Source organism: Nocardioides sp., from assembly GCF_036401255.1.
GTDB lineage: Bacteria > Actinomycetota > Actinomycetes > Propionibacteriales > Nocardioidaceae > Nocardioides.
The window spans coordinates 1-23,229 of sequence record NZ_DASWVI010000478.1 but is presented as its reverse complement, the minus strand read 5'-3'; the positions used below and the strand labels follow the sequence as shown (position 1 = coordinate 23,229).

Below are 23,229 nucleotides of genomic sequence, written 5' to 3'. Positions count from 1 at the left end.
CAGCCCCGCCGCGACCGCGGCGAGCGAGGCCGCCGAGCCGCCTTGGAGCAGCCGCCGCACGGCGTCGGCGTCGGCGTCGACCGCGCGCTCGGCGACCTCGACCGAGCGGTGCGCCTGCATCAGCCGGTCGCGCACCTGCTGGGCCCAGTCGTCGTAGAGCTCGCGCGCGTCCAGCACCAGCGCCGCCTCGACCCCGGTCTGGGCCGCCACGGCCTTGGCACGCGCCCAGATCCGGCGCTCCGCGACGTGGATCGCCGAGAGCACCCCGTGGATCGGCACCCCCTGGCGGGCCCGGGTGACCGCGAGGTCCTCGACGAACGAGAGCTCGGCCTCGGTCGGCCCGCGCCGCGACGCGATCGCCCGGGTGGCGGCCGCCAGCAGCGCCCGCGTGTGCCGGGCGACGTCGGAGGCCTCGAGGCCGGAGACCTCGCGGATCGAGGTCCGCACCTCCTCGACGACGGCGTCCATCAGGTCGGGCGCGGCGACCACGCGCTCGATGAGGTCGGCGATCTGGTCCCAGTCGGAGTCGGGCACCGGACCAGTGTGGATTGTGGTGCGCCACAACGGAAGGCCGCATTCGAGGCGCAGGCACAGGACAACTCCCGTGCGCCGCCCCTACCTTGTGGTGACAGTCACAAGAGGAGGATCCATGGCCAAGGGCCTGACCGGGGGCGAGCTGATCGCCAAGATGCTGGCGGCCGAGGGCGTCGAGCACCTGTTCGGCATCATCGACGGCACCTACTTCGGCCTCTACCGGGCCCTGGGCGCCGAGGGCATCACGCTCCACTCGCCCCGCCACGAGGCGGCGGCGGCCCACATGGCCGGCGCGTACGCCCGGGTCAGCGGGCGGCTCGGGGTGTGCATGGCCTCCAACGGTCCCGGCGTCGCCAACGTGCTGCCCGGCGTCGCGGTCGAGCAGGGCGAGGGCAACCGCATCCTGCTCGTCACCAGCGGCCGGCGCACCGGCATCACCCACCCCGACCGGGGTGGGACCTACCAGAACTTCGACCAGACCGCCGTCACCGCCCCGATGACGAAGTGGTCCTGCCACGTGCCCAGCGCGGACCGGCTCCCCGAGATCCTGCGCCGCGCGCTGCGGGTGAGCTTCTCCGGCCGGCCGGGTGTCGTGCACGTCGACGTGCCCGAGAACATCGTCAACCAGCCGACCGGGCTCGACGCCGGGGCGGTGCTGGCACCGGAGGCCTACCGGCGTACGACGCCGCTGCAGGCCGACCCGGTCCTGGTCGAGCGCGCCGCCCGGATGCTGGTCGAGGCCGAGTGGCCGCTGATCCACGCCGGGTCGGGGGTCTACCACGCCGGCGCCGAGGCCGAGCTGGCCCGGCTCGCGGGCCTGCTGGCCGCGCCGGTGACGACGAGCTGGGCCGCACGCGGGGCGCTCTCGGAGACCCGGCCCGAGGCGATCCCGATGACGGCGCTCGCCCTCAACGACGAGGTGCGCAACGCCGCCGACGTCGCCCTGGTCGTCGGCAGCCGGCTCGGGGAGACCGACTGGTGGGGCAAGGCACCGAACTGGGCGCCGCCCGCGCTGCAGCAGACGATCCAGATCGACGCCGACGACGAGCGGCTCGGCGTCAACAAGCCCGTCAGCCTGGCGATCCTGGCCGACGCCCGCGAGGCGCTGCGCAGCCTGGCCGACGCGGTCGAGCGGCTGCAGGTGCCCGGGTTGGCCCAGCGGCGCGAGCGGCTGGAGGTGTGGGGCGGCAAGGTGGCCGCGGAGCGCGCCAAGCTCGCGAAGGCGCTCGACGCGGGCAGTCCGGTGCACCCCGGCCACGTGCCGACGGTCGCCCAGCAGGTCATGCCCGAGGACACCGTGTGGGTCTTCGACGGCGGCAACACCGTGGTGTGGTCGAACTTCTACCACTCGGCCGACGTGCCGCGGACCGTGCTCTCGACGTACAAGTTCGGCATGCTCGGCGCCGGCATGGGCCAGGCGCTCGGTGCCGCCGTTGCCGCACCCGACCAGCGGGTCTGCGTGCTGATCGGGGACGGCGCCTTCGGGATGCACCCGACCGAGGTCGAGAGCGCGGTGCGCCTCGGGCTGCCGATCGTGTTCGTGGTCCTCGTCGACGGCGCCTGGGGGATGGTGAAGATGAGCCAGCAGATCCAGGCCCACCCGATCGCGACGGTGGCGCGCAAGATGCTCACCAACTCCAGCCTGCCCGCCGACCAGATCGTGTACGCCGATTTCGAGCCGTGCCGCTACGACCTGATGGGCGAGGCGATGGGTGCCCACGCCGAGCTGGTCACCGACTCCGCCGACCTGCAGGGGGCGCTGGAACGCGCTCGCGACTGCGGCCGCGCCGCGGTCGTGCAGGTGCACGTCGACCAGGTCGAGCACCTCTGGGCGCCGGGACTGCAGGCGTTCAAGAAGATGCACCAGGAGCCGAAGGGCTGAGCGACCGATGACCGTGCTCGTGACCGGTGGCACCGGCTACCTCGGCTCCCTCGTCGTCCAGCGCCTGGCCGACCGGGGCGTGGCCACCCTGTCCGTCGACGTGCGCGAGCCGCGTGACCCGGTGCCGGGCGTCACCTACGTGACCGATGACCTGCGGCGCGTCGACCTGGCCGGGCTGCTGCGCGAGCACGAGGTCGAGGCGGTCGTGCACCTGGCGGCGATCGTCGAGCCGCCGCGCGGCATGACCGAGGCCGAGCTGGAGGACATCGAGGTCGGTGGCACCCAGCGCGTCGTCGACGCCTGCATCGCGGCGGGGGTCGGGCACCTGACCGTGAGCAGCTCGGGGGCGGCGTACGGCTATCGGGCCCGCAACGACGGCCGGCTGCTGACCGAGGACCTCTCGGTGCCCGGGAGCGACGCGTTCGCGTACTCCCGGCACAAGGCGGCGGTCGAGGCGCTGCTCGCCCGAGCGCGGCGGGTGCACCCCGCGCTCGGGCAGCTCGTGCTGCGGCCCGGCACGATCCTCGGCGCGCACACCGACAACCAGATCACCGCGCTGTTCACCGGCCGCGTCGTGATGACGCTGCGCGAGACCAACGGGCCGTTCACGTTCATCTGGGACGAGGACGTCGCGGAGATCGTCGTGACCGGCGTGCTGGCGCGGCGCACGGGGATCTACAACCTGGCGGGCGACGGCGTGATGACGCTGCGCGACATCGCGGCGGTCGAGGGCAGCCGGGTCGTGGCGCTGCCCGCCGCGGTCGTGCGGACCGCGCTCGCGGCCATGAAGCGGGTCGGGGTCGGCCGCTACGGTCCCGAGCAGGTGGAGTTCCTCCTGCACCGTCCGGTCCTCGACAACACCCGGCTGCGCCGCGACTTCCCCGGCCTGCCGACGCTCACGACGCGGCAGACCTACGAGGTCTTCCGCCAGGGCCGGGCAGGACGGGCCTGAGATGACGCGCACGGCGATCGTCACCGGGGCCAGCGGCCGGATCGGCCGCCACGTCGTCGAGCTGCTGGTCGAGCGTGGGTACGCCGTGCTCGGCCTCGACCTGGTGGCCGGGCCGCACACCGTCGCGTGCGACCTCGCCGACGAGGAGACGGTCCGTGCGGCGGTCGGATACCTCCCGCGGGTCGACCTGCTGGTGCTGTGCGCCGGGCTGTCGGCGATCGGCGCCGTCGACGACCACGACCTGGCCACCCACCGGCGGGTCATGGACGGCACGCACTTCTCCGCGGTGAGCCCGCTGCTGGCCACCCTGCCGGCGCTGCGCCGGGCCGGCGGCCGGGTCGTGCTGGTCGGGTCGGTGGCGGGCTTCGCCCCCGTGCTCGGCCGCCCGGCGTACGTCGCCGCGAAGCACGCGGTCACCGGGCTGTTCACGACGCTGCGCCCCGAGCTCGCCACCCAGGGCGTCGGCGTCGTCATCGTGCACCCGACGTTCGTCGCCGGCGGCATGGGCGTGGCCGACCCCGCCGGGCCCGGAGGCCGCGCCACCACCGGCGCGGAGCTCACCCCCGAGCAGGTCGCCCGGGCCATCGTCGACGCGGCCGAGGGCACCCGCGACGTGGTGCTGGTGGGCCGCACCGCACGACTGGCGTGGATCGTGAGCCGCCACGCACCGAGGACCTACACCCGACTGATGACCCGTCGGCTGCGTGCCGGGACAGGAGACGAGCCGTGACCGACCACCTCATGCCGCTGCTGGCGATGGTCGACGACGTCGACGACATCAAGATCGCCTTCGACGAGGGCTCCCGGATGCTCCTGCGGGTGATCATCGCCTGCATCCTGTTCGGCATCGCCCTCGACACGACGTTCGACGACTTCCGGCGGGCGGCCCGGCGGCCGAAGGCGATCGCCGTGGGTGTCGGCGCCCAGATCCTCATCCTCCCGGCGATCACGTTCCTGCTCACGCTGGTGCTCGGCGTCGGCGGCTCGGTCGCGCTCGGGATGATCCTGGTGGCGTGCTGCCCGCCGGGCAACGTCTCCAACATCGTCACCCACCAGGCGCGCGGGGACGTGGCGCTGTCGGTGTCGATGACCGCGGTGAGCAACCTGCTCGCGATCGTGCTGATGCCGCTCAACTTCGCGTTCTGGGGCAACCTGCACCCGACCGGCGGCCCGATGATGCGCTCCATCGAGCTCGACGTGGTCGACATGCTCGTCGAGGTGCTCGTCGTCATCGGCCTGCCGTTCGTGCTCGGCATCGCGGTCGCCCACCTCTGGCCGCGCGCGGCATCGCGCTCCGGCAAGGTCGTCGGCCCGCTGGCGTTCGCCGCCCTGGGCGTGCTGATCCTGCTCGCGCTGCTGAAGAACCTCGACCTCTTCATCGACTGGATCGGCGTGGTCGCGATCGCGGTGCTCCTGCACGACGCGCTCGCCCTGGGGCTCGGCTACGTGATCTCCCGGGCGTTCCGGCTGCCGGGCGACGCCACCAAGGCGATGACGTTCGAGGTCGGGGTGCGCAACGCGGGCCTCGGCCTGCTGCTGGTGTTCAGCTTCTTCGACGGCCTCGGCGGGATGGCGCTGGTCGCCGCCTGGTGGGGCATCTGGGACATCATCGCCGCGCTGACCGTCGCCCGGGTCTGGCGTGCCCGGGGCCGGGTGCCGGTCCCCGCGTGACCCGGAGGGCTCAGGCGACGTCGGCCTCCATGGCGGCGACGTACTCCCGCTTGACCTGGCGCCAGGCCTCGTCGGACATGGTGCGCCGCCAGTACGGCGAGCACGACATGTCCTGCCGGGACAGGCCACGGTCCGCGAGCAGGTGCCGGCGCAGCGCGCGGATCTCGTCCGCCTCGCCGTGGACGAACGCGTGCACCCGCCCCGCCGGGAACGTCAGGTCGCGGACGGCGCCGAGCAGCAGGTCGGCGCCGGGGTCGCCGCCCGCGCGGTGCAGCCAGGCCAGGTCGACCGTGCCCGGACCCGGCAGCGCGATCTCGTACGCCGGGCCGTCGCACACGACCCGCACCACGGCGACCGCTCCGTCCGGGAGCGCCTCGAGCGACGCGGCGATCGCCGGCAGCGCCGACTCGTCGCCGAGCATCAGGTGCCAGTCCGCCGCCGGGTCCGGCCGGTAGCCGCCGCTCGGCCCGGTGAAGACGAGCGGATCGCCGGGCCGGGCGGAGCCCGCCCAGGGGCCGGCCACGCCGGCGTCGCCGTGCACGACGAAGTCGAGGGTGAGCTCGCCGGCGGCCGGATCCCACCGGCGCACGGTGTAGCGGCGCCGCGCCGGCCACAGCTCGCGTGGCTGCTCCTCCTGCACCGTGGCCGGGTCGAACACGCCGGCGTACGGCGCCCCTGCTGGCGGGATCGCCACGTTGACGTAGGCGTCGGTGGCATCGGGCATCGCGAACCCGGCCAGTCCTGGCCCGCCGAGGACGACGCGCACGATGCCGGGCGTCAGCGACTCGGTCCGCACCACGTGTCCGTGCATGGTTGCTCCTCGGGGTCGATGGCCGGCGCGGGTCAGGCGCACAGGCCGTTGGCCGCGGCGTCCTCCGCCGAGCCGTTGGGGTCCTTGCCGGTGACCGCGCCCTTGCCGAGCCGGCCGAGCGGCTCGTCGTCGATCACCCGCTGCCAGAGCTCCTGGGCCTCCGGGGCGAACTGCAGGCGACCCCAGTTCGGGTCGCTCCTGGGGAAGTCCGAGGTCGGTGCCGTCACGAACTTGATGTGCTGCAGGTCCGCGCCGTTGACCGACATCGCGAGCTTGACGAGCTTGCCCGCACTCGCCAGGTCGGGGCTGGTCTGGATCGACCCGGTGAGGGCTCGCGCGAAGCTGTAGAGCCGGTCGGGCCTGGTGAGCGTCCCGGCGGACTTGACCTTGCCGATCATCGAGGCGATGAACGCCTGCTGGCGCTTCATCCGACCGAGGTCGGAGTTGGCGGTGGAGTGCCGCTCCCGCACGTACTGCAGGGCGCGGTCGCCGTCGAGCGTCTGCGTGCCGGCGTCGAAGTGGATGTGGGCGACCTCGTCGTCGATCGGCTCGGGGATGCACACCTCGACGCCGTGGACGGCGTCGACCATGCCCTTGAACCCCGCGAAGTTCAGTGTGATGTAGGAGTCGACGTAGATGCCGGTCACGGCCTCGACCTGCTCGACGGTGCACTCGGGGCCGCCGAGCGCGAACGCCTCGTTCCACTGCGCGTCCGTGGCCCCGGGGATCGTCTCGGTGCCGTTGGTGCAGTCGGGGCGGTCGACGAGGGTGTCGCGAGCGATCGAGATCCCGTACGCCGACTGCCGGCCGTCGGCGACGTGGATGAGGATCGTGGTGTCGGAGCCACCTTCACCGGCCTCGCTGTCGATGTCGCACCCGGTGCAGTCGCGGGTGTCGTTGCCCATCACGAGGATGTTGAGCTCGGAGGTGTCCAGCACCGGCTTCGGTCGGGTCACCTCGTGGTCGATCTCCGGGCCCTCGACGATCCCGCCGTCGATGCGGTTGTAGGCGAACACCACGGTCGCCGCGGTCACCAGCGCGATCACGAGCTCGGCGACGATGATCACGCGCAGCGCGGTGCGGCGGTGATGGCGGCGGGCGTCGGGCACGTCGGGATCCTTCCAGAGGACTCCCGAGATCCGTGGACCTCCAGCGTACGTGCGGGGTGGCGGCCCCTGAGGTCTAGGCTCGTGGCCGTGTCCGATTCCCGCCAGAGAGTGTCGGTGGCCTGGGTCAGGATGAGGGCATGACGAGCACCGACAAGACGGCGGAGCGGCTGGACCGCGAGTCGTGCTACCGGGCGGTGAAGTCCCGCGACCGGCGCTTCGACGGGGTCTTCTACACCGCGGTGCGCACCACCGGCATCTACTGCCGGCCGTCGTGCCCGGCGCGCACTCCGGCGTTCCAGAACGTCACGTTCCACCCGAGCGCCGCGTCGGCGCAGGCGGCCGGTTATCGCGCCTGCAAGCGCTGCCTGCCCGACGCGACCCCCGGGAGCCCGGACTGGGACGTCGCCGCGACCGCCGCCGGGCGCGCGATGCGCCTGATCGCCGACGGGGTCGTGGACCGGGAGGGTGTCGACGGGCTCGCCCGCCGGGTCGGCTACACCTCCCGGCACCTGGCCCGGATCCTCACCGCCGAGCTCGGCGCCGGCCCGCTCGCGCTCGCCCGCGCGAAGCGCGCCCAGACCGCTCGCGTGCTCATCGAGACCACCGAGCTCGGCTACGCCGACGTCGCGTTCGCGTCCGGGTTCTCCAGCGTCCGGCAGTTCAACGACACGATCCGCGAGGTCTACGCCGCGTCGCCCACCGAGCTGCGCGGCCGCCGCGGCGGCCGGGCGGCCACGACGGGCACGGTGACGATGCGGCTCGCGGTCCGCACGCCCTACCACGGCTCGGCGCTGCTCGCGTTCCTCGCCGCCCGCGCGGTGCCGGGCGTGGAGAGTGCGGGGGAGGGCTGGTACGCGCGGACCCTGTCGCTCCCGCACGGCGACGGCACGGTCCGGCTCGAGGTCCCCGATGTCAGCGAGTCCGGGCAGACGGCGTTCGCGACGGCGACGTTCGCGCTCGACGACCTGCGCGACACCGCCGCCGCCACCGAGCGGGTGCGGCGGATGCTCGACGCCGACTGTGATCCGCTCGCGGTCGCCGACGCGTTCGCCGGTGACCCGGTCGTCGGCCCGCTCGTCCGGACCTGGCCGGGGCTGCGGGTCCCGGGCCACGTGGACGGCCACGAGATCGCGGTGCGCGCCGTGCTCGGCCAGCAGGTCAGCGTCGCCGGGGCGCGCACCGTCGCCGCGCGGCTCGTCGCGGAGCACGGCCGGTCGGTCGCCCGGCCGGTCGAGGGGCTGACCCACCTGTTCCCGGACGCCGCGACGATCGCGGCCCTCGACCCCGAGGACCTGCCGATGCCCCGCGCCCGTGGGCGCGCGCTGATCGCCCTGTGTGAGGCGCTCGCGAGCGGCACGCTCGCGCTCGACCGGGGCCCCGACCGCGACGACGTACGCCGTCGCCTGCTGGCGATCCCCGGCATCGGACCGTGGACGGCCGACTACATCGCGCTGCGCGCCCTCGGTCATCCCGACGTGTTCCTGCCGACCGACATCGGCATCCGCGACGCGCTCACCGGCCTCGGTCAGGACCCGGCGCGCGCCGCCGAGCTGGCGGGGCGCTGGTCGCCCTGGCGTTCCTACGCCCAGCTGTACCTGTGGCAGTCCCTCAGCAAGGAGACCTGAGATGTGGACCGTGATCGACTCACCCGTCGGCGAGCTGAGGCTGGTCGAGCACAACGGCGCGATCACCGCGATCGAGTTCTCGCCGTTCCGCGACTCCGACGGCCGGCCCCGCGGCGACCGGGATGACGACCACCCGCTGCTCGTCGAGGCGGCGCGCCAGCTGCGCGCCTACTTCGCCCGCGACCTCAAGGAGTTCGACCTCCCGCTCGCACCCACCGGCAGCGCGTTCCAGCAGCGGGTCTGGCGCGAGCTGCTCGGCGTCGGCTGGGGCGAGACCGCGTCGTACGGCGAGATCGCCCACCGCCTCGGCATGACCAACGCGGCTTCCCGCGCCGTCGGCCTGGCCAACGGGCGCAACCCGATCCCGATCGTGATCCCGTGCCACCGCATCATCGGCGCGAACGGCACCCTCACCGGCTACGCCGGTGGCCTGCCCCGCAAGCAGCTGCTCCTCGAGCTGGAACAGGATGCCCTCTTCTAGGCCGAGCCGGCGCCAGTTTCCCCGCCGTGCCCGCCGACTCGGCCATCCGGCCGTGGCGCAGCGATTTCGGGCTCGCTCGATGGCGCCGCGTGGTTCACTGCGCACCATGCCCACGCTCGCCTGCGTCACGAGTTCCGCGGTGGCGCTCGAGACGCTCGGTGAACCGGTCGGGCGATGGCCGCGGGCTGAGAGGCTGAGGGCGGAGGACCGTCGCGACTTCCTCGCGGCCAGGCAGTTGACCGTGGCGCTGGCCACCAGGTTGACGGGGCGGTCGTGGGCAGCGACCGATCTGCACCAGTCCTGTGGCACCTGTGGGGGTGTCGACCACGGGAAGCCAGCGCTCGGAACGCTGTCCGTGAGCTGGTCGCACGCGGCAGGAACCGTGGCCGCAGCCGTGAGCGACGACAGGCGAGTGGCCATCGACATCCAGCGGATCGCCGACGCACCCGCAGTCCGAGAGGTCCTGGCAGAGACGTCCGCCGGTGGAGGTGCGGACCCGGTGTCCGCGTGGGTGGTACGGGAGGCGTTGGTCAAGCTGGGCGTCGTCTCCCTCTCGGAGGCGGTCACGCTCTCCGGGCGCGAGGTCGCCGCGTTGGCCGCTCCCGGGTCGATCAGCTGGGTGGACCCGACCACAGAGTGTTGTGTCGCCCTCGGGGTGCGCAGAAGACTTCCCGCCAAAAGCCCGCATCAACCAGAAATCGTTGACATCATCGCGCTCGGTCATCCAGCATCGCCGGAGGCCTGACTCGGCTGGGACTCTTCTTGGGGGACGCAGGTGCGACACTCGCCACTGTCGGAGGTGCAGCAACGCCTGGTCCATGTGGACCGTGCCCATCGGGGCACCTCGGTGAGCAACGTCCCGGTGGTTCTGGTCACGAGCGCCTCGCCGGACGTCGCCACGCTCTGTGATGCGTTGCGTGCCCTGCCGCGGCGCTTTCCCCAGCTGCTGGGCTACGTGGACGAGTCGGGCACCGTGCTGTGCGCGGAGCCCGGTGAGCTCGAGGTGCAGATCATCGAGGCCCGCGGTCCCGCGGAGCCGATCCTCTCTGAGATCTCCTTCCACCCGTTCGACCTGACGGCAGGTCCGATGGCTCGTGCCGCGATCGTGGTCGGCGGCGCGAAGACGTACGTCGTCTTGGTACTGCACCATGTCGTCGCTGACGCGCGCTCCATCGAGGTCATCGTCTCCGCGCTCGCGGACCACGTGGCCGGCATGATGCCGCTCGAGCAGATCGAACCTCAGGAGCCGAACCCCTTCGCGGCCTCGGAGATCGGCGAGGATACGGCGGAGTTCTGGGCGCGCCAGCTCAAAGGGTTGCCGACCGGGCCGAGCGGCACGATCGGTGTGGGGGAGTGCCGGACCCTGGAGAGAACCGTCGGTCGCACCACGCGGGCATGGGTGCTCGAGACCGCGCGACGCCTGGGAGTGACGCCCATGGTCGTCGTGCTGGCAGCGTGGGAGGTCTGCCTGGCAGAGCTCGTGGACCGCCGTGACCACGTCGTGATGGTGCCGGTCTCCGTCCGCACCGACAGCGACGACGACACCGTGGGCGCCCTGATCGAGACGATCCCCGTCGTCGCCGACGCTCCGGACGCCGACGGCTTCGACGACCTGGTGCGCCGCGCGTGGGCGCGGTTCGTTCGCATGATCGCTCACCCGCGGGTGCCGTTCGCGCGGTTGTTGAACCAGCCGGGGCTCGCCGCCCATCTCAACCAGTTCTTGTTCAGCTGGCAGGAGGCGACCCCGCCGGTGCGCCTCGGCTCGGCCGACTTCGAACCCGTCCGGCTACGGCGTGCCGAAGCCTTGTTCCAGCTGGCGCTGGAGTGTGCTCCGACGTCGGACGGCTACCTGCTGAGATTCGAGTTCCGTGCGGACGGCACGCCGGTGGAGGCGGCTGCCGAGGCGGCCGATCGTCTTGTCCAGCTGCTCGACCCGGACTCGTCCGGCTGCGCCGCGTCGTGGCGACCGCCCACTGCGGAGCTCGTCAGTCAGGCCTTGGCCTGGGGACGCGGCGCGCCCAACCCCGTCCCGGGGCGCAGCCTGCTCGACCTGGTGCTCGACGCCGCAACCGAGCGGCCGGACGCTCTCGCCGTCGTCGACGACAGCGGCGAAACCAGCTACCGCGAGCTGGTGCACTGGGCGAGCGAATGGCGGCACGAGCTCGAGCGCCGCGGCATCGGGGCGGGCGACGTCGTCGGCACCGTCGCGCCGAGCTCGGCAGCACTTGTGGCCGCGTGGCTGGCCACCTGGTCGCTCGGTGCCGCGTACGTCGCTTGCGATCCGGCCCAGATGTCCGAGCGGTCGCTCGACATCCTGGCCGACGCGGGAGTGCGGCTGGTGGTCTCGTCGCGCCCGATGCTCCCGGGGGTCGGGGCGCCCCTGCTCGGACTCGACGCCGTGCCGCGTCCTCGAGGCGATGCCGAGGTCGACCGAGGCTCGCTGCTGGCGCGGCCCGGGGCGGCCGAGGAGGTGGCCTATCTCGTCTACACCTCCGGCTCGACCGGGTCACCCAAGGGCGTGGTGGTCCCACACCGTGCGATCGCTCGACTCATCGGCTCTCGGACCGACCTGCCGATCGAGCCCCGGGACCGCGTCGCCCAGTTCGTCTCGACCTCCTTCGATGTGAGCGCCTACGAGTTCTGGGGCGCCCTCACCCGAGGCGCGACCCTGGTGATCCCCGCGACCGACGTTCGGCTCGACCCGATCGCCGTCGCGGACTTCCTCCGGGCCGAGCGGATCTCTTGCGTCGTGGCGGCGACGTCGGTGTTGAACCACTGGGTGCGGCGGGAGCCCGGAGTCCTCGACGGCGTTCGCATCCTCATCTTCGGCGGGGAGCGGGCCGCACCCGACGTCCTCGCGACCGTCGCCGCGGGTCAGGCACCACCACCGATCCAGCTCAACATCTACGGTCCCAGCGAGGCGGCGACCGCGGTGAGCCACCACCGGGTCACGGCTGCCGACATCGACCGGCAGGACATCCCGATCGGACGGCCGACCGCGGGCGCCGACCTCACGTTGCTGGACGACGCCGGCCGCGTGGTCGCGGCGGGCCGGCCGGGCGAGCTCTGGATCAGTGGCCCGGCCGTGGTGGCCGGCTACCTGCACCAGCCGGCGCGTAGCGGGTTCGCCGCGCATCCGGTCGACGGGCGCCCGTCCTACCGGACCGGCGACCTGGCGCGGTGGGACGACGGGGTTCTGCGCTTCTTGGGCCGCATCGATGACCAAGTGAAGATCCGGGGAATGCGCATCGAGCCGGCCGAGGTCGAGATGGTGCTGCGCCAGCTACCTGAAGTCTCCGAGGGCGCCGTGGTCGTGCTCTCGGACCCGCCCGCGCTGCGCGCTGCGTACGCCGGGTCGGCGGAACCACGGGACGTGACTGAGGAGCTGCGGCGCCGACTGCCGGGCCCGATGGTCCCGACCGACGTGATCAAGGTCGACGTCCTGCCGATCTCGGCCAACGGCAAGCTGGACCGGCGGGCGCTGCGCCGGCTCGCCGTTCCGGCGCGCACGCAGGACCCCGTCGGCAACGACACCGAGCAGCTCATCCTGAGGATCTGGTCGGACCTCCTCGGCACTGGAGGTCTCGGCATCGACGACGACTTCTTCGATGTCGGCGGCCATTCCTTGCTCGTGGCCGTCCTCGCCGAGCGTCTGGACGCGCAGTTCGGCGTTCGTCCCGGGATCGCCGCCCTGATGTCACACCGGACGGTGCGTCACCAGGCGTTGCTCATCGAGCAGCCGACCACCGGAACCGAGCCGGCCGCCGGCGTGCTCACCCTGGTCGAGGGCACCGGTGGCGGGACCTTGGCGCTGTTCCACCCGATCGGCGGGACGAGCGGGTTGTACAGCACCCTCGCCCACTCGCTCACGGGCGGGCTCCGCGTGCTGGGGCTCCAGGCTCCGGGGGTCGCCGGGGAGTGCCGGCCGCTCGAGACCATCGAGGAGCTGGCGGAGCATCACTTGCGCGAGCTCGATCGGCTGGGCGTCGAGGCGCCCTTCCTCCTCGGGGGGATCTCGATGGGCGGGAGCATCGCCTACGAGGTTGCGCGACTCAGCGTGCGCCGGGGCGACCCTCCGCCGTTCGTCGGGCTCCTGGACACGCCCGGGCCCGGGCAGCTGCCGACCTTGTTCGATGACGACGCCGAGATGCTCGCGACGATCTTCGCGGGGGGCGACGCGGACTTCGTCGCACAGCTGCGGTCGTTGCCGCCGCTGGAGATGTTCCGTCGTGTGCTCGGTGCGATGGCGCCCGAGCACGCGGCGAGCCTCTCCGCGAGGGACCTTGAGATCTTCTCGGAGGTCTGGCGGGCGCACAGCCGGGCGCTGCTGAGCTACCGCCCGGCTCCGGTCGACGTCGGGGTCCACTACTACGGGGTCCACTACTACAAGGCGAAGATCACCGTCCCGCCCCACCCCGAGCACCCCGAGTGGCCCTGGGAAGCGCTCCTCGGCGACCGGCTCCGGCTCACCGTGATCGACGGCAACCACGAGTCGATCATCGAGCGTCCCCACGTCGGCGCGCTCGCGCGCGCCCTGGCGACCGACATCAACAGATTCAGAGAGGCGCAAGCATGACGGAGAATGGACGCGAGCGGATCGAGCGGATCCTGGTCCAAGAGTGGTCGGAGCTGTTGCCCGAGGCCACGGTCGAGCCGAGCTCTAACATCTTCGCGCTCGGGGCGCACTCGCTGATGATCGGCCGCATCGCCTCCCGGTGCCGCGCGCGGCACGGAATCGACCTCGAGTTCGCGGCCTTCTTCGAGCTCCCCGTCATCCGCGACCTGGCGCGATCGGCCGCGGAGCGCGCGGCAGCGAGCTGACGTGGTCGGACCGCTGTGCGGGGCCATCCGGCGTCACGTCGATGACGCGCCCGACGCCCCGGCTCTCGACGACGCGCTCGGGATCGTGACCTACGCCGAGCTCTGGTCGCTGGCCGAGAAGGTGCGCGACCAGCTGGTCGACGGCGGCGTCCGGAGTCGATCCCTCGTGGGCGTCGACGTCGGGAACCGCGGTGCCTTCCCGGCCGCGGCGCTCGGTGTCATGTTGCACGGATGCGCCTACGTCCCACTCGACCCCGCATATCCGGCGGCCCGGCGCTCGTTCATAGCCCGGGACGCGGGCATCAGCGGGGCGCTCGTAGACGCGGGCGGCCGGTCGGTGAGCTACCGACCCGGCCCGGAGGGTGCGGGTCGCCTCGTCCCGCACCCTCACCCCGCCTACCTCATCTACACCTCGGGGACGACGGGCACGCCCAAGGGGATCCTCATCACGCAGGAGCAGGTCTGGACCCTGTTGGAGACGGCGAGCCCGCTCTTCGGGGTCGGCCCCGGCGACGTCTGGAGCGTCTTCCATTCGTTCAACTTCGACTTCAGCGTGTGGGAGCTGTGGGGGGCTCTGCGCACCGGTGGCAGCGCGGTGATCGTGGAGGCCGACGCGCGGCGTGACGGAGAACTGCTCGTCGAGCGGCTCCGTAACGCCCGGGTAACCCTCCTGAGCATGGTGCCGACCGCCTTCAAGTATCTGCTCTGCGACGGGTCCGCCGCCCAGCTACCGGACCTGCGATGGCTGGTTCTGGGTGGCGAGTCGGTCGACGTGCCGCGGACCCTGGACTGGATCGGGGACCGGAGCGGAGTGACGGCGGTCAACATGTATGGCCTGACCGAGAGCACGGTCCACGCCACCCATCTCGTCTTGACACCGGGCAGTGCTCCGGCACGCCCCGGGAGCACCCCGATCGGAAGGCCGTTGGCCCACTTGCAGATCGACGTGGTCGACGACAGCCTGGGCAGCTGCCCCCCGGGCGTCGTGGGGGAGTTGGTGATCTCCGGCTCAGCGGTTGCCAACGGCTACTGGCGACGACCGGATCTCACAGCTGCACGGTTCGTGTCGCGTGACGGCGTGCCTACCTACCGCACCGGCGACCTGGCGTTTCGTGACGCCGCCGGGCTTCTCCACCATCTCGGTCGCAGCGACGACCAGGTCCAGGTTCGAGGCTTCCGGATCGAGCCTGCGGAGATCTCGGCCGCGGCTACTGCTCATCCCGACGTTGCGGACGCGATCACGGTCCCGTTCACCAACGCTGCGGGGGACCTGGATCTCGTCTGTCACTATCGAACCCGCCCAGGGGCGCAACCCTTCGACCTCCGAGCCTGGCTCGGTCAGCGTCTACCACCCCACCTCATCCCGTCCCGGATCGTCGAGCACGCGACCTTCCCGCTGACGCCGGAGGGCAAGGTCGACCGCGGTGAGCTCACCCGGAGGGTGGGCGCACGGTGAGGAGGACCCCTCAGACTCTCCTCCACGACCTGGTCACGACCGCGCGCGTGGCGCCGGACCGAATCGCCGTACGCGACGGCGCTGACGCCCTCAGCTACGCGGAACTGCTGGGCCAGGCGAGTGCTCTCGCCGAGCGGTTGGCCGCGATCGGGGTCGGCCCGGGCGACCGGGTCGCGGTCGAGCTGCCACCGGCGTGCGCGGCCGTGCGGGCCTACGTCGCGGTGATGCTCGCCGGCGGTGCGTACGTCCCGGTGGACGTGACACTGCCGGCAGACCGCCGAGACCTGCTCGTCCGCGTCGCTCGCGCGTCGGCCACGGTCGACGCCTCGTCGGCCCAGCCCGATCTGGGCGGCACTCCTCGCGTCCGGCCCCTGCCGAGGGCCGACGACGTCGCCTACGTCATCCACACCTCCGGATCCACCGGCATCCCGAAGGCCGTGCAGATGGAGCATCGCAATCTGATCACCACGATCCGGGGCATGGATGGTCGTGCCGCTGTCCGCGACGGATTCGTGGGCACCTGGTGGGCGAGTCCCGGCTTCGATGCCGCGGCGTGGGAGATCTGGTCGGTGCTGTGCCGTGGGGGCACGCTCGTCGTGGTCGGCGCCGACGACCGACTGGACCCGGACCGGTTCTTCTCCGTGCTGGCGCGAGATCGAGTCGAGAGCTGCTTCCTGCCACCGCTCTTCGTGCCGGACTTCGTCCGGGCCGTCGAGAGGGACCCGCGGCCGTTCACCCACCTGCGCAGGATCCTGGTGGGAGCGGAGCCGATCCAGCTCGCCATGCTCCAACGAGCGCTGGTCGCGACGAACGGTCTGCAGATCGTCAACGGTTACGGTCCGGCCGAGGCCGCGGTGTTCTGCACGTTGTACGACGTCCCCCTGTCGGGGGGGAATCCCGATGCCCGGGCGCCGGTGGGTCGGCCCCTTCCCGACGTGAAGATCGAGCTCGACGCCCCGGACGCGGAGGGTATCGGCGAGATCGTGATCTGCGGCGCCGGGGTCGCACGAGGCTACCTCGGCGACGATCCGGGAGGCTTCGACATGGTCGACGGGGTCCGGCGCTACGCGACGGGTGACCTCGGTCGCTACGACGACGACGGCAACCTCGTGTTCTGCGGCCGTCGGGACCGGCAGCTCAAGGTCCGTGGGTTCCGGATCGAGGCGGGGGAGATCGAAGCCGCCCTGGCCGGGCTCCCTGAGGTCGAGGTGGCCGTCGCCGGAGTGCGTGACTTCGAGGGGGTCGGGAAGGCGGTGGTCGCCTATCTCGTACTCTCCTCGCCGATCTCGCTGCGGGAGGTTCGCACCCGATTGATGCAGCGGCTGCCCTACTACGCTCTGCCGCAGGCGGTCGTGAGGCTGGAACGCCTGCCGGAGACCGCCAACGGGAAGGTCGACCATTCCCGGCTCGATACTGTGCCCCTCGACGTCGAGGCCGTCTCGACGTCCACGGCGACGCAGTTGCCAGCCGACCTCGTCGGCGTCGACGCCCTCGCAGCGATAGTCGACGAGGAGATCTTGGGTGGTCTCGGGTCCGAGAGCATGATCGCTGCGGGCCTGACCTCCCTCGGCGCGGCCCGGATCGCGCGCCGGATCCACACCAGGCTCGGCCGTGAGATCTCGGCGGAGCGCGTGCTGCGCGCTGCGAGCTGGCAGGAGCTGTCCCGGATGGTCGTGGAGGCTCCGCCGGCACGGGGTGCGCGGGATCTCGACGAGCACCCTGCGGGGCCGCTGTCCTTCGATGCGCAACTGGCCGGCATGTGGTTCCACGAACAGCTGCTCGGACGCCCGGACGCGTACCGGCAGGCGGTCGCGTTCCGCCTCCGCGACGGCGTGGACGTCGCTCGTCTGGCGCGGTCCCTCGAGGACGTCCTGGCGAGCCGGGCGATCTTCTCGGCGGGCCTGGTGGAGGTCGACGGCGTGCCTGGATTCGAGCTCGGCCGGCTTCGGCCGACCTGCACGATCGAGGAGGACGCACGTCCCTTCGAAGACATCCTGGACGAGGTGGCTGGCGCCGTCAGCACCGACGGATTGCTGTGGCGGGCACACATCGCATCCACGGTCGGCGACGACCGCATCCTGGTCATGGTGTGGCATCACCTGGTCGTCGACTACTGGACCGTCCAGCAGGTGCTGGCCGCGACGGGCACCGCGTATGACGGACCTACAGGCGCCCGCGACGCCGAACCGTCCGCGGCCGGGACGGCAGCGGCTCTGGCCGCGGCGTTCCATCAGCGGCGCGCTCGCGAACGGCATCTCGTCCAGAGTGGCGCCGTGGCGGACCGGGTCCGCTCGTTGCTCGCAGGGGCGGACCGCTGGCCGTCGGTGCCCGTAGGGAACGGCTCGCGGTCGAGCCTGGAGCTCGCGGTCGATCCCATGGTGGTCAGCCGAGCCCTCACGATCGTCGGCGAAGGCCGCCACACCCTGGCGGAGGTGCTCGTCGCGATCGTCGAGCGGAGTTTGTGCGAGGCATGGCATGCGCCGGTGGTGCCCTACGGCCTCGCCGTGGGTGACCGGGCGACGCTGCCCGACGCGCGCGTCCCGGGATGCTTCGTCGACACCGTGCTGATGCTGGCGAGGCGGCGCCTCGACGTACCCGACGCCGTCCGCTCCTGCGCGGAGGACCTGCAACGCGCAGTAGCACCGCCGTCGCGCATCCCGTTCGCGCTGGCGGTGCAGGGCCTCAGGGGGGACGAGCGCGGTCGCCAGATGGCCCCGCCCGCCTGCTTCCTCGCCCTCGAGGAGCAGCCGCGGCTCATCTTGCAGGGCGTCGAGCAGGAACCTCTCGAGGTCGCCGGAGGGCGCGAGGACTTCGGGTTCACCGTCTTCCTCTCGGTCGACGAGCACGGCTGCACGGGGGTCGTGCGGTATGACGACGTCCCGGGGCAACGCGATGCCGCCCGCGGCCTGGCCGCAGCACTGTCGTCCTTCTCGTCCCTGGCAGCTGACTGGAAAGGCTGGACATGAGCAGAGATGGCGGCTCGTGGACCGCGATGGAGACGACGCTTCCCGACGGCACACCGTGGTGGACGGCGAGCCCCGGCGACACGCGGATGCTCTACGACGAGATCTTCGTCGATCGCGTCTATGCGGACTTCGCTCGACGCGCGGCCGAGTCCGGTCTGCTCGTGGTCGACGTCGGCGCGAACACCGGGCTCTCGACGCTCTACGTGGCACGGCATGCGTCCGCGGTGCCGATCCTCGCCGTCGAGCCGGTGCCCCTGACGTACAGCTGCCTGGCGCAGAACCTGCTCCGACACGTCCCGACCGCCACGACGGTCCAGGGCGCGATCGGGGCGGTCCAGGGCGCCGTGGAGCTCACGTACTACCCGCGCGCGCCCAGCCAGTCGGGATTGCACGCCGCACAGGCCAGGGACGATGCGCTGACCGCGGCCTACTTGAGGAACATCGGGTTCGATGACATCGCCGTCGATGAGGCGTTGCAGGGTCTTCACGAGGGTGTGCGGGTCAAGGTGCCGAGCTTTCGGCTCGATGTCCTCCTCGACGCGTTTCGCCCGGACCTGGACACGGGGATCCACCTCAAGATCGACGTCGAGCGGGCTGAGGAAGCGGTTCTGGCTGGCATCGGCGACCGCTGGTCGTCGATCGACGGTGTCGTCTGCGAGGTCGAGGACAGCGACGGGGCGCTGGGCCGCATCCTGAAGGTCCTCGACCGCCACGGGCTTCACGCGCAGATCGAGCAGCAGGAGACCCTCGCCGACTCGCCCCTGTGGACGGTTGTCGCGGCCCGCGAGACCGTGAATCGGCGCGGACAGGCCTGACGCGACTACTCCGCGGCAGCCCGGCGCAGCGACTCGCTGAGCCGCTCGGCGGCGGCGAGGACGGCGGGTGCGTGCATCCGGCCGGGCTGACGCGAGAGCCGCTCGAGCGGACCCGAGACGGACACGGCGGCGATCACCTTGCCGCCGGGGGAGCGGACCGGGGCGGACACGGACGCGACGCCCTGCTCGCGCTCGCCGACGGACTGGGCCCAGCCGCGCCGGCGGATGCCGGAGAGCGCAGCGGCCGAGAACGCGGCGTTCTGCAGGCCCCGGTGCATCCGCTCGGGGTCCTCCCACGCCAGCAGGACCTGGGCGGCGGAGCCGGCCCGCATCGTCAGCTGCGAGCCGACCGGGATCGTGTCGCGCAGGCCGCTGGGACGCTCGGCCGCGGCCACGCACACACGGTGGTCGCCCTGGCGCCGCCACAGCTGGGCGGACTCACCGGTGATGTCGCGCAGCCGGGCGAGCACGGGTCCGGCCGTGGCGAGCAGCCGGTCCTCGCCGGCGGCCGCCGAGAGCTCGGCCAGCCGCGGCCCGAGCACGAACCGGCCCTGCATGTCCCGGGCGACCAGGCGGTGGTGCTCGAGCGCGACCGCGAGACGGTGCGCCGTCGGGCGGGCCAGTCCGGTGCCGGCGACCAGGCCCGCGAGCGTGGCCGGGCCGGACTCGAGGGCGGTGAGCACGAGGGCGGCCTTGTCGAGGACGCCCACTCCGCTGGAGTTGTCCATATGGCAATATTGGCGTCTCAGATCATGGGATGCAAGCGTTAGCATCTGTGATGTTGTCGAAGTGAGGTGGTCTCGACGAGTCCGACCACCGAGAGGTCACGAGGGAGAGAGTCATGGGCAAGACCTTGGCCGAGAAGGTCTGGGACGAGCACGTCGTCCGGTCGACACCGGGGGAGCCGGACCTCCTCTACATCGACCTGCACCTGATCCACGAGGTCACCTCCCCGCAGGCGTTCGACGGGCTGCGGCTCGCCGGCCGCACCGTGCGCCGGCCCGACCTCACCCTCGCCACCGAGGACCACAACGTCCCCACGCTCGACTGGGACAAGCCGATCGCCGACCCCGTCTCCAAGACCCAGGTCGACACGCTGCGCCGCAACGCCGAGGAGTTCGGCGTACGCCTGCATCCGCTCGGCGACGTCGAGCAGGGCATCGTGCACGTCGTCGGCCCGCAGCTCGGCCTCACCCAGCCCGGCATGACGATCGTGTGCGGCGACAGCCACACCAGCACCCACGGGGCGTTCGGCGCCATCGCGTTCGGCATCGGCACCTCCGAGGTCGAGCACGTGCTCGCGACCCAGACGCTGCCGCAGGCGAAGCCGAAGACGATGGCGGTCACGGTCAACGGCAGCCTCCCCGAGGGGGTGACGGCCAAGGACCTCGTGCTGACGCTGATCGCCCACACCGGCACCGGCGGCGGGCAGGGCTACATCGTCGAGTACCGCGGCCAGGCCATCGAGGAGCTCTCGATGGAGGGCCGGATGACCGTGTGCAACATGTCGATCGAGTGGGGCGCGAAGGCCGGCCTGATCGCCCCCGACCAGACGACCTTCGACTACATCGAGGGACGCCCCGAGGCCCCGAAGGGCGCGGACTGGGACGCGGCCGTCGCGCACTGGCAGACCCTGGTCACCGACGAGGACGCCGCGTTCGACAAGGAGATCGTGCTCGACGCCAGCACGATGACCCCGTTCGTGACCTGGGGGACCAACCCCGGGCAGGGCGTCCCCCTGGGCGGCAGCGTCCCCAGCCCCGAGCAGTACGACGACGCCTCCGACCGGATCGCGGCCGAGAAGGCGTGCGAGTACATGGGGCTCGAGCCCGGCACGCCCATGCGGGACATCAAGGTCGACACCGTCTTCATCGGCTCGTGCACCAACGGGCGCATCGAGGATCTCCGGGCCGCCGCCGAGATCATCAAGGGCCGGCACGTGGACAAGAACACCCGTCTGCTCGTCGTGCCCGGATCGGTGCGGGTGCGGCTGCAGGCCCAGGACGAGGGTCTGGACGTGATCTTCAAGGAGGCCGGCGCGGAGTGGCGCGGTGCCGGCTGCTCGATGTGCCTGGGCATGAACCCCGACACCCTGCAGCCCGGCGAGCGCAGCGCGTCGACGTCCAACCGCAACTTCGAGGGCCGCCAGGGCAAGGGCGGGCGCACGCACCTGGTCTCGGTCCCGGTCGCCGCCGCGACCGCGATCCGCGGCACCCTCTCCTCGCCCGCCGACCTCACGCCCGTGACCGCTGGGAGCAACTGACATGGACAAGTTCACGACCCACACCGGCGTCGGCGTGCCGCTGCGCCGCAGCAACGTCGACACCGACCAGATCATCCCCGCCGTCTACCTCAAGCGGGTGACGCGCACCGGCTTCGAGGACGGCCTGTTCGCGGCCTGGCGCAACGATGCGTCGTTCGTGCTCAACAACGAGGCGTACGCCGGGGCCTCGGTGCTGGTCGCCGGACCCGACTTCGGGACGGGGTCGTCGCGTGAGCACGCGGTCTGGGCCCTGCAGAACTACGGCTTCAAGGTCGTCATCTCGCCGCGCTTCGCGGACATCTTCCGCGGCAACTCCGGCAAGGCGGGGCTGCTCGCCGCGCAGGTCGACGAGAAGGTCGTCCAGAAGCTGTGGGACCTGCTGGAGAGCCAGCCGGGCACCACGGTGACCGTCGACCTCGAGGCCCGGACCGTCCGGGCCGGCGAGGGTGTCGACGCCGTCGAGGACTCCTTCGACATCGACGACTACACGCGCTGGCGGCTCCTCGAGGGCCTCGACGACATCGGCATCACGCTCGGGCACGCCGACGCGATCGCGTCGTACGAGGCAAACCGGCCTGCGTGGAAGCCGGCGACCATCCACGCCGGCTGACCCGCCGACGACGCGGGCGAAGAGGGCGAATCCCCAAGCAGGCTTGGGGATTCGCCCTCTTTGTGTGCCGAATCCCGCTCTGCTGACCGGATTCGGCATCGCGCGGAAACCGAAAAACACGCCGGAAAACACGCGATGGTGATTGTGGGAGGCGCCGCGAATACCTAGCGTGCGTTGGAGAAAGTCGAGCACGGGCTCGACCACATGTCGTTCATTGGAAGGGAAGACAGTGAACAAGTCAGAGTTCATCGATGCGCTGGCCGCGCGTTACGAGGGGAACCGCAAGGCCGCGGCGCACGCTCTCGAGTCCGTGCTGGACACGATCACTCGCGAGGTCGCCAAGGGCGAGAAGGTCGCGATCACCGGGTTCGGCTCCTTCGAGAAGCGGGTCCGCGAGGCGCGCTGGGTCCGCAACCCGCAGACCGGTGCCCGCATCAAGGCCAAGAAGACCGCCGTTCCGAAGTTCACGGCCGGCGCCGACCTCAAGAACGTCGTCTCCGGCGCCAAGAAGCTGCCGAAGCTGACGCTCGCGGCCGCTCCCGCCGCCGCGAAGAAGGCGACCTCCGCGGCCAAGAAGGCCGCCCCCGCCAAGAAGGCCGCGCCGGCGAAGAAGGCGGCTCCGGCCAAGACCGCCGCCAAGAAGGCCCCGGCCAAGAAGGCCCCGGCCAAGAAGGCTCCGGCCAAGAAGGCTCCGGCCAAGGCCGTGGCCAAGAAGGCTCCGGCGAAGAAGGCCCCCGCCAAGAAGGCCCCCGCCAAGAAGGCCCCCGCCAAGAAGGCACCGGCCAAGAAGACCGCCAAGAAGGCCTGAGCGCAGCGCAGCGACGGGCCGCCACCCTCACGGGTGGCGGCCCGTCGTCATGCCAGTCCGCGGTCAGGTCTGCGGTACGACGGCCGCGGTGTGGACCCCGACCCCGAGTGCGATCGCCGCGCGGAGGTCGGCGAGGTCGTCGACGTCGCGGCGCACGGACGCGGCGACGTCGGCCAGCTCGCGGGCGCCGGCGAGCAGGTGCTGCTCGCGCGACCCGGGTCCGAAGCGCGGGTCGAACTCGGCGCCGGTCGCGACGTACATCGTCGTCCCGACCCCGGCGGCGTCGGGCACGAAGCACGGGTGCGGGCTCCGCACCATCGCCAGCGCGGCATCGAGGTCGGCCGGTCGCAGCGCCGGGAGGTCGGCGCACAGCGCGACCGGTCGCAGCGTCGGCCATCGCCGGACCGCCTCGGCGGCCGCCTGGC

The 23,229-nt window shown here is 72.0% G+C and carries 19 protein-coding genes and 1 pseudogene; 15 read left to right on the top strand and 5 right to left on the bottom strand.

Going from position 1 to position 23,229, the window contains the following annotated elements; translation table 11 throughout:
* A partial coding sequence (locus VGD85_RS22090) for a hypothetical protein (RefSeq protein WP_331065587.1) occupies positions 1-534 on the bottom strand: 534 nt, incomplete at its 3' end.
* A gap of 115 nt (positions 535-649) precedes the next feature.
* Between VGD85_RS22090 and VGD85_RS22085 the strand changes: the two genes are divergently transcribed.
* The 4 genes from VGD85_RS22085 to VGD85_RS22070 are packed head-to-tail and all read left to right on the top strand — an operon-like array spanning position 650 to position 5,039.
* Positions 650-2,416: a thiamine pyrophosphate-binding protein gene (locus tag VGD85_RS22085; RefSeq protein ID WP_331065586.1), complete on the top strand. Its 1,767-nt coding sequence runs from the start codon at positions 650-652 to the stop codon at positions 2,414-2,416.
* Positions 2,417-2,423: 7 nt separating this feature from the next.
* Complete coding sequence (locus VGD85_RS22080) at positions 2,424-3,368, top strand: SDR family oxidoreductase (protein WP_331065585.1); 945 nt, start codon at positions 2,424-2,426, stop codon at positions 3,366-3,368.
* Between the two features lies 1 nt (position 3,369).
* Positions 3,370-4,098, top strand: a complete 729-nt coding sequence (locus tag VGD85_RS22075; RefSeq protein ID WP_331065584.1) for an SDR family NAD(P)-dependent oxidoreductase — start codon at positions 3,370-3,372, stop codon at positions 4,096-4,098.
* Positions 4,095-5,039 (top strand): bile acid:sodium symporter family protein, encoded by a 945-nt coding sequence (locus VGD85_RS22070; RefSeq protein ID WP_331065583.1) that lies wholly within the window; start codon positions 4,095-4,097, stop codon positions 5,037-5,039. The genes VGD85_RS22075 and VGD85_RS22070 overlap by 4 nt, the downstream gene beginning before the upstream one ends.
* A 10-nt stretch (positions 5,040-5,049) precedes the next feature.
* Here VGD85_RS22070 and VGD85_RS22065 read toward each other — a convergent pair whose 3' ends face one another.
* A complete protein-coding gene (locus VGD85_RS22065; RefSeq protein WP_331065582.1) occupies positions 5,050-5,850 on the bottom strand; it encodes a siderophore-interacting protein in 801 nt (266 codons plus the stop codon).
* A 32-nt stretch (positions 5,851-5,882) separates the two neighbouring features.
* Complete coding sequence (locus VGD85_RS22060; protein WP_331065581.1) at positions 5,883-6,959, bottom strand: LCP family protein; 1,077 nt, start codon at positions 6,957-6,959, stop codon at positions 5,883-5,885.
* Positions 6,960-7,096: 137 nt separating this feature from the next.
* On the opposite strand from VGD85_RS22060, the gene VGD85_RS22055 reads away from it, so the two are divergent.
* The 8 genes from VGD85_RS22055 (at position 7,097) to VGD85_RS22020 (ending at position 19,123) form a co-directional block, all read left to right on the top strand.
* The gene (locus VGD85_RS22055) at positions 7,097-8,584 is read left to right on the top strand and encodes an AlkA N-terminal domain-containing protein (protein ID WP_331065580.1); all 1,488 of its coding nucleotides are present in this window, start codon (positions 7,097-7,099) and stop codon (positions 8,582-8,584) included.
* A 1-nt stretch (position 8,585) separates the two neighbouring features.
* Positions 8,586-9,065: a methylated-DNA--[protein]-cysteine S-methyltransferase gene (locus tag VGD85_RS22050; protein ID WP_331065579.1), complete on the top strand. Its 480-nt coding sequence runs from the start codon at positions 8,586-8,588 to the stop codon at positions 9,063-9,065.
* 106 nt (positions 9,066-9,171) lie between these two features.
* Positions 9,172-9,810, top strand: coding sequence for a hypothetical protein (locus VGD85_RS22045; protein ID WP_331065578.1), 639 nt, complete (start codon positions 9,172-9,174; stop codon positions 9,808-9,810).
* Between the two features lie 30 nt (positions 9,811-9,840).
* Complete coding sequence (locus VGD85_RS22040) at positions 9,841-13,641, top strand: amino acid adenylation domain-containing protein (RefSeq protein WP_331065577.1); 3,801 nt, start codon at positions 9,841-9,843, stop codon at positions 13,639-13,641.
* Entirely contained in the window at positions 13,638-13,886 is a 249-nt protein-coding gene (locus VGD85_RS22035; RefSeq protein ID WP_331065576.1) for an acyl carrier protein, read from the top strand. The genes VGD85_RS22040 and VGD85_RS22035 overlap by 4 nt, the downstream gene beginning before the upstream one ends.
* A gap of 1 nt (position 13,887) precedes the next feature.
* Positions 13,888-15,342 carry an amino acid adenylation domain-containing protein gene (locus VGD85_RS22030; RefSeq protein WP_331065575.1) on the top strand — a complete coding sequence of 485 codons (1,455 nt, stop codon included), beginning with the start codon at positions 13,888-13,890 and terminating at the stop codon, positions 15,340-15,342.
* Positions 15,339-18,308, top strand: a complete 2,970-nt coding sequence (locus VGD85_RS22025) for an AMP-binding protein (protein WP_331065574.1) — start codon at positions 15,339-15,341, stop codon at positions 18,306-18,308. Before VGD85_RS22030 ends, VGD85_RS22025 begins: the two co-directional genes overlap by 4 nt.
* Complete coding sequence (locus VGD85_RS22020; RefSeq protein WP_331065573.1) at positions 18,305-19,123, top strand: FkbM family methyltransferase; 819 nt, start codon at positions 18,305-18,307, stop codon at positions 19,121-19,123. The genes VGD85_RS22025 and VGD85_RS22020 overlap by 4 nt, the downstream gene beginning before the upstream one ends.
* Positions 19,124-19,128: 5 nt before the next feature.
* Here VGD85_RS22020 and VGD85_RS22015 read toward each other — a convergent pair whose 3' ends face one another.
* Positions 19,129-19,851 (bottom strand): IclR family transcriptional regulator, encoded by a 723-nt coding sequence (locus tag VGD85_RS22015; RefSeq protein WP_331065572.1) that lies wholly within the window; start codon positions 19,849-19,851, stop codon positions 19,129-19,131.
* A 113-nt stretch (positions 19,852-19,964) separates the two neighbouring features.
* On the opposite strand from VGD85_RS22015, the gene leuC reads away from it, so the two are divergent.
* The 3 genes from leuC to VGD85_RS22000 all read left to right on the top strand — a co-directional run bounded on the left by leuC (position 19,965) and on the right by VGD85_RS22000 (position 22,804).
* Complete coding sequence (gene leuC / locus VGD85_RS22010) at positions 19,965-21,386, top strand: 3-isopropylmalate dehydratase large subunit (RefSeq protein ID WP_331065571.1); 1,422 nt, start codon at positions 19,965-19,967, stop codon at positions 21,384-21,386.
* Between the two features lies 1 nt (position 21,387).
* Positions 21,388-21,996, top strand: a complete 609-nt coding sequence (gene leuD, locus VGD85_RS22005; RefSeq protein ID WP_331065570.1) for a 3-isopropylmalate dehydratase small subunit — start codon at positions 21,388-21,390, stop codon at positions 21,994-21,996.
* 229 nt (positions 21,997-22,225) lie between these two features.
* Positions 22,226-22,804 carry an HU family DNA-binding protein gene (locus VGD85_RS22000; RefSeq protein ID WP_331065569.1) on the top strand — a complete coding sequence of 193 codons (579 nt, stop codon included), beginning with the start codon at positions 22,226-22,228 and terminating at the stop codon, positions 22,802-22,804.
* Between the two features lie 63 nt (positions 22,805-22,867).
* Here the strand turns inward: VGD85_RS22000 and VGD85_RS21995 are convergent.
* Positions 22,868-23,229 (bottom strand): annotated as a pseudogene (locus VGD85_RS21995) (2-phospho-L-lactate guanylyltransferase); the annotation flags it as partial.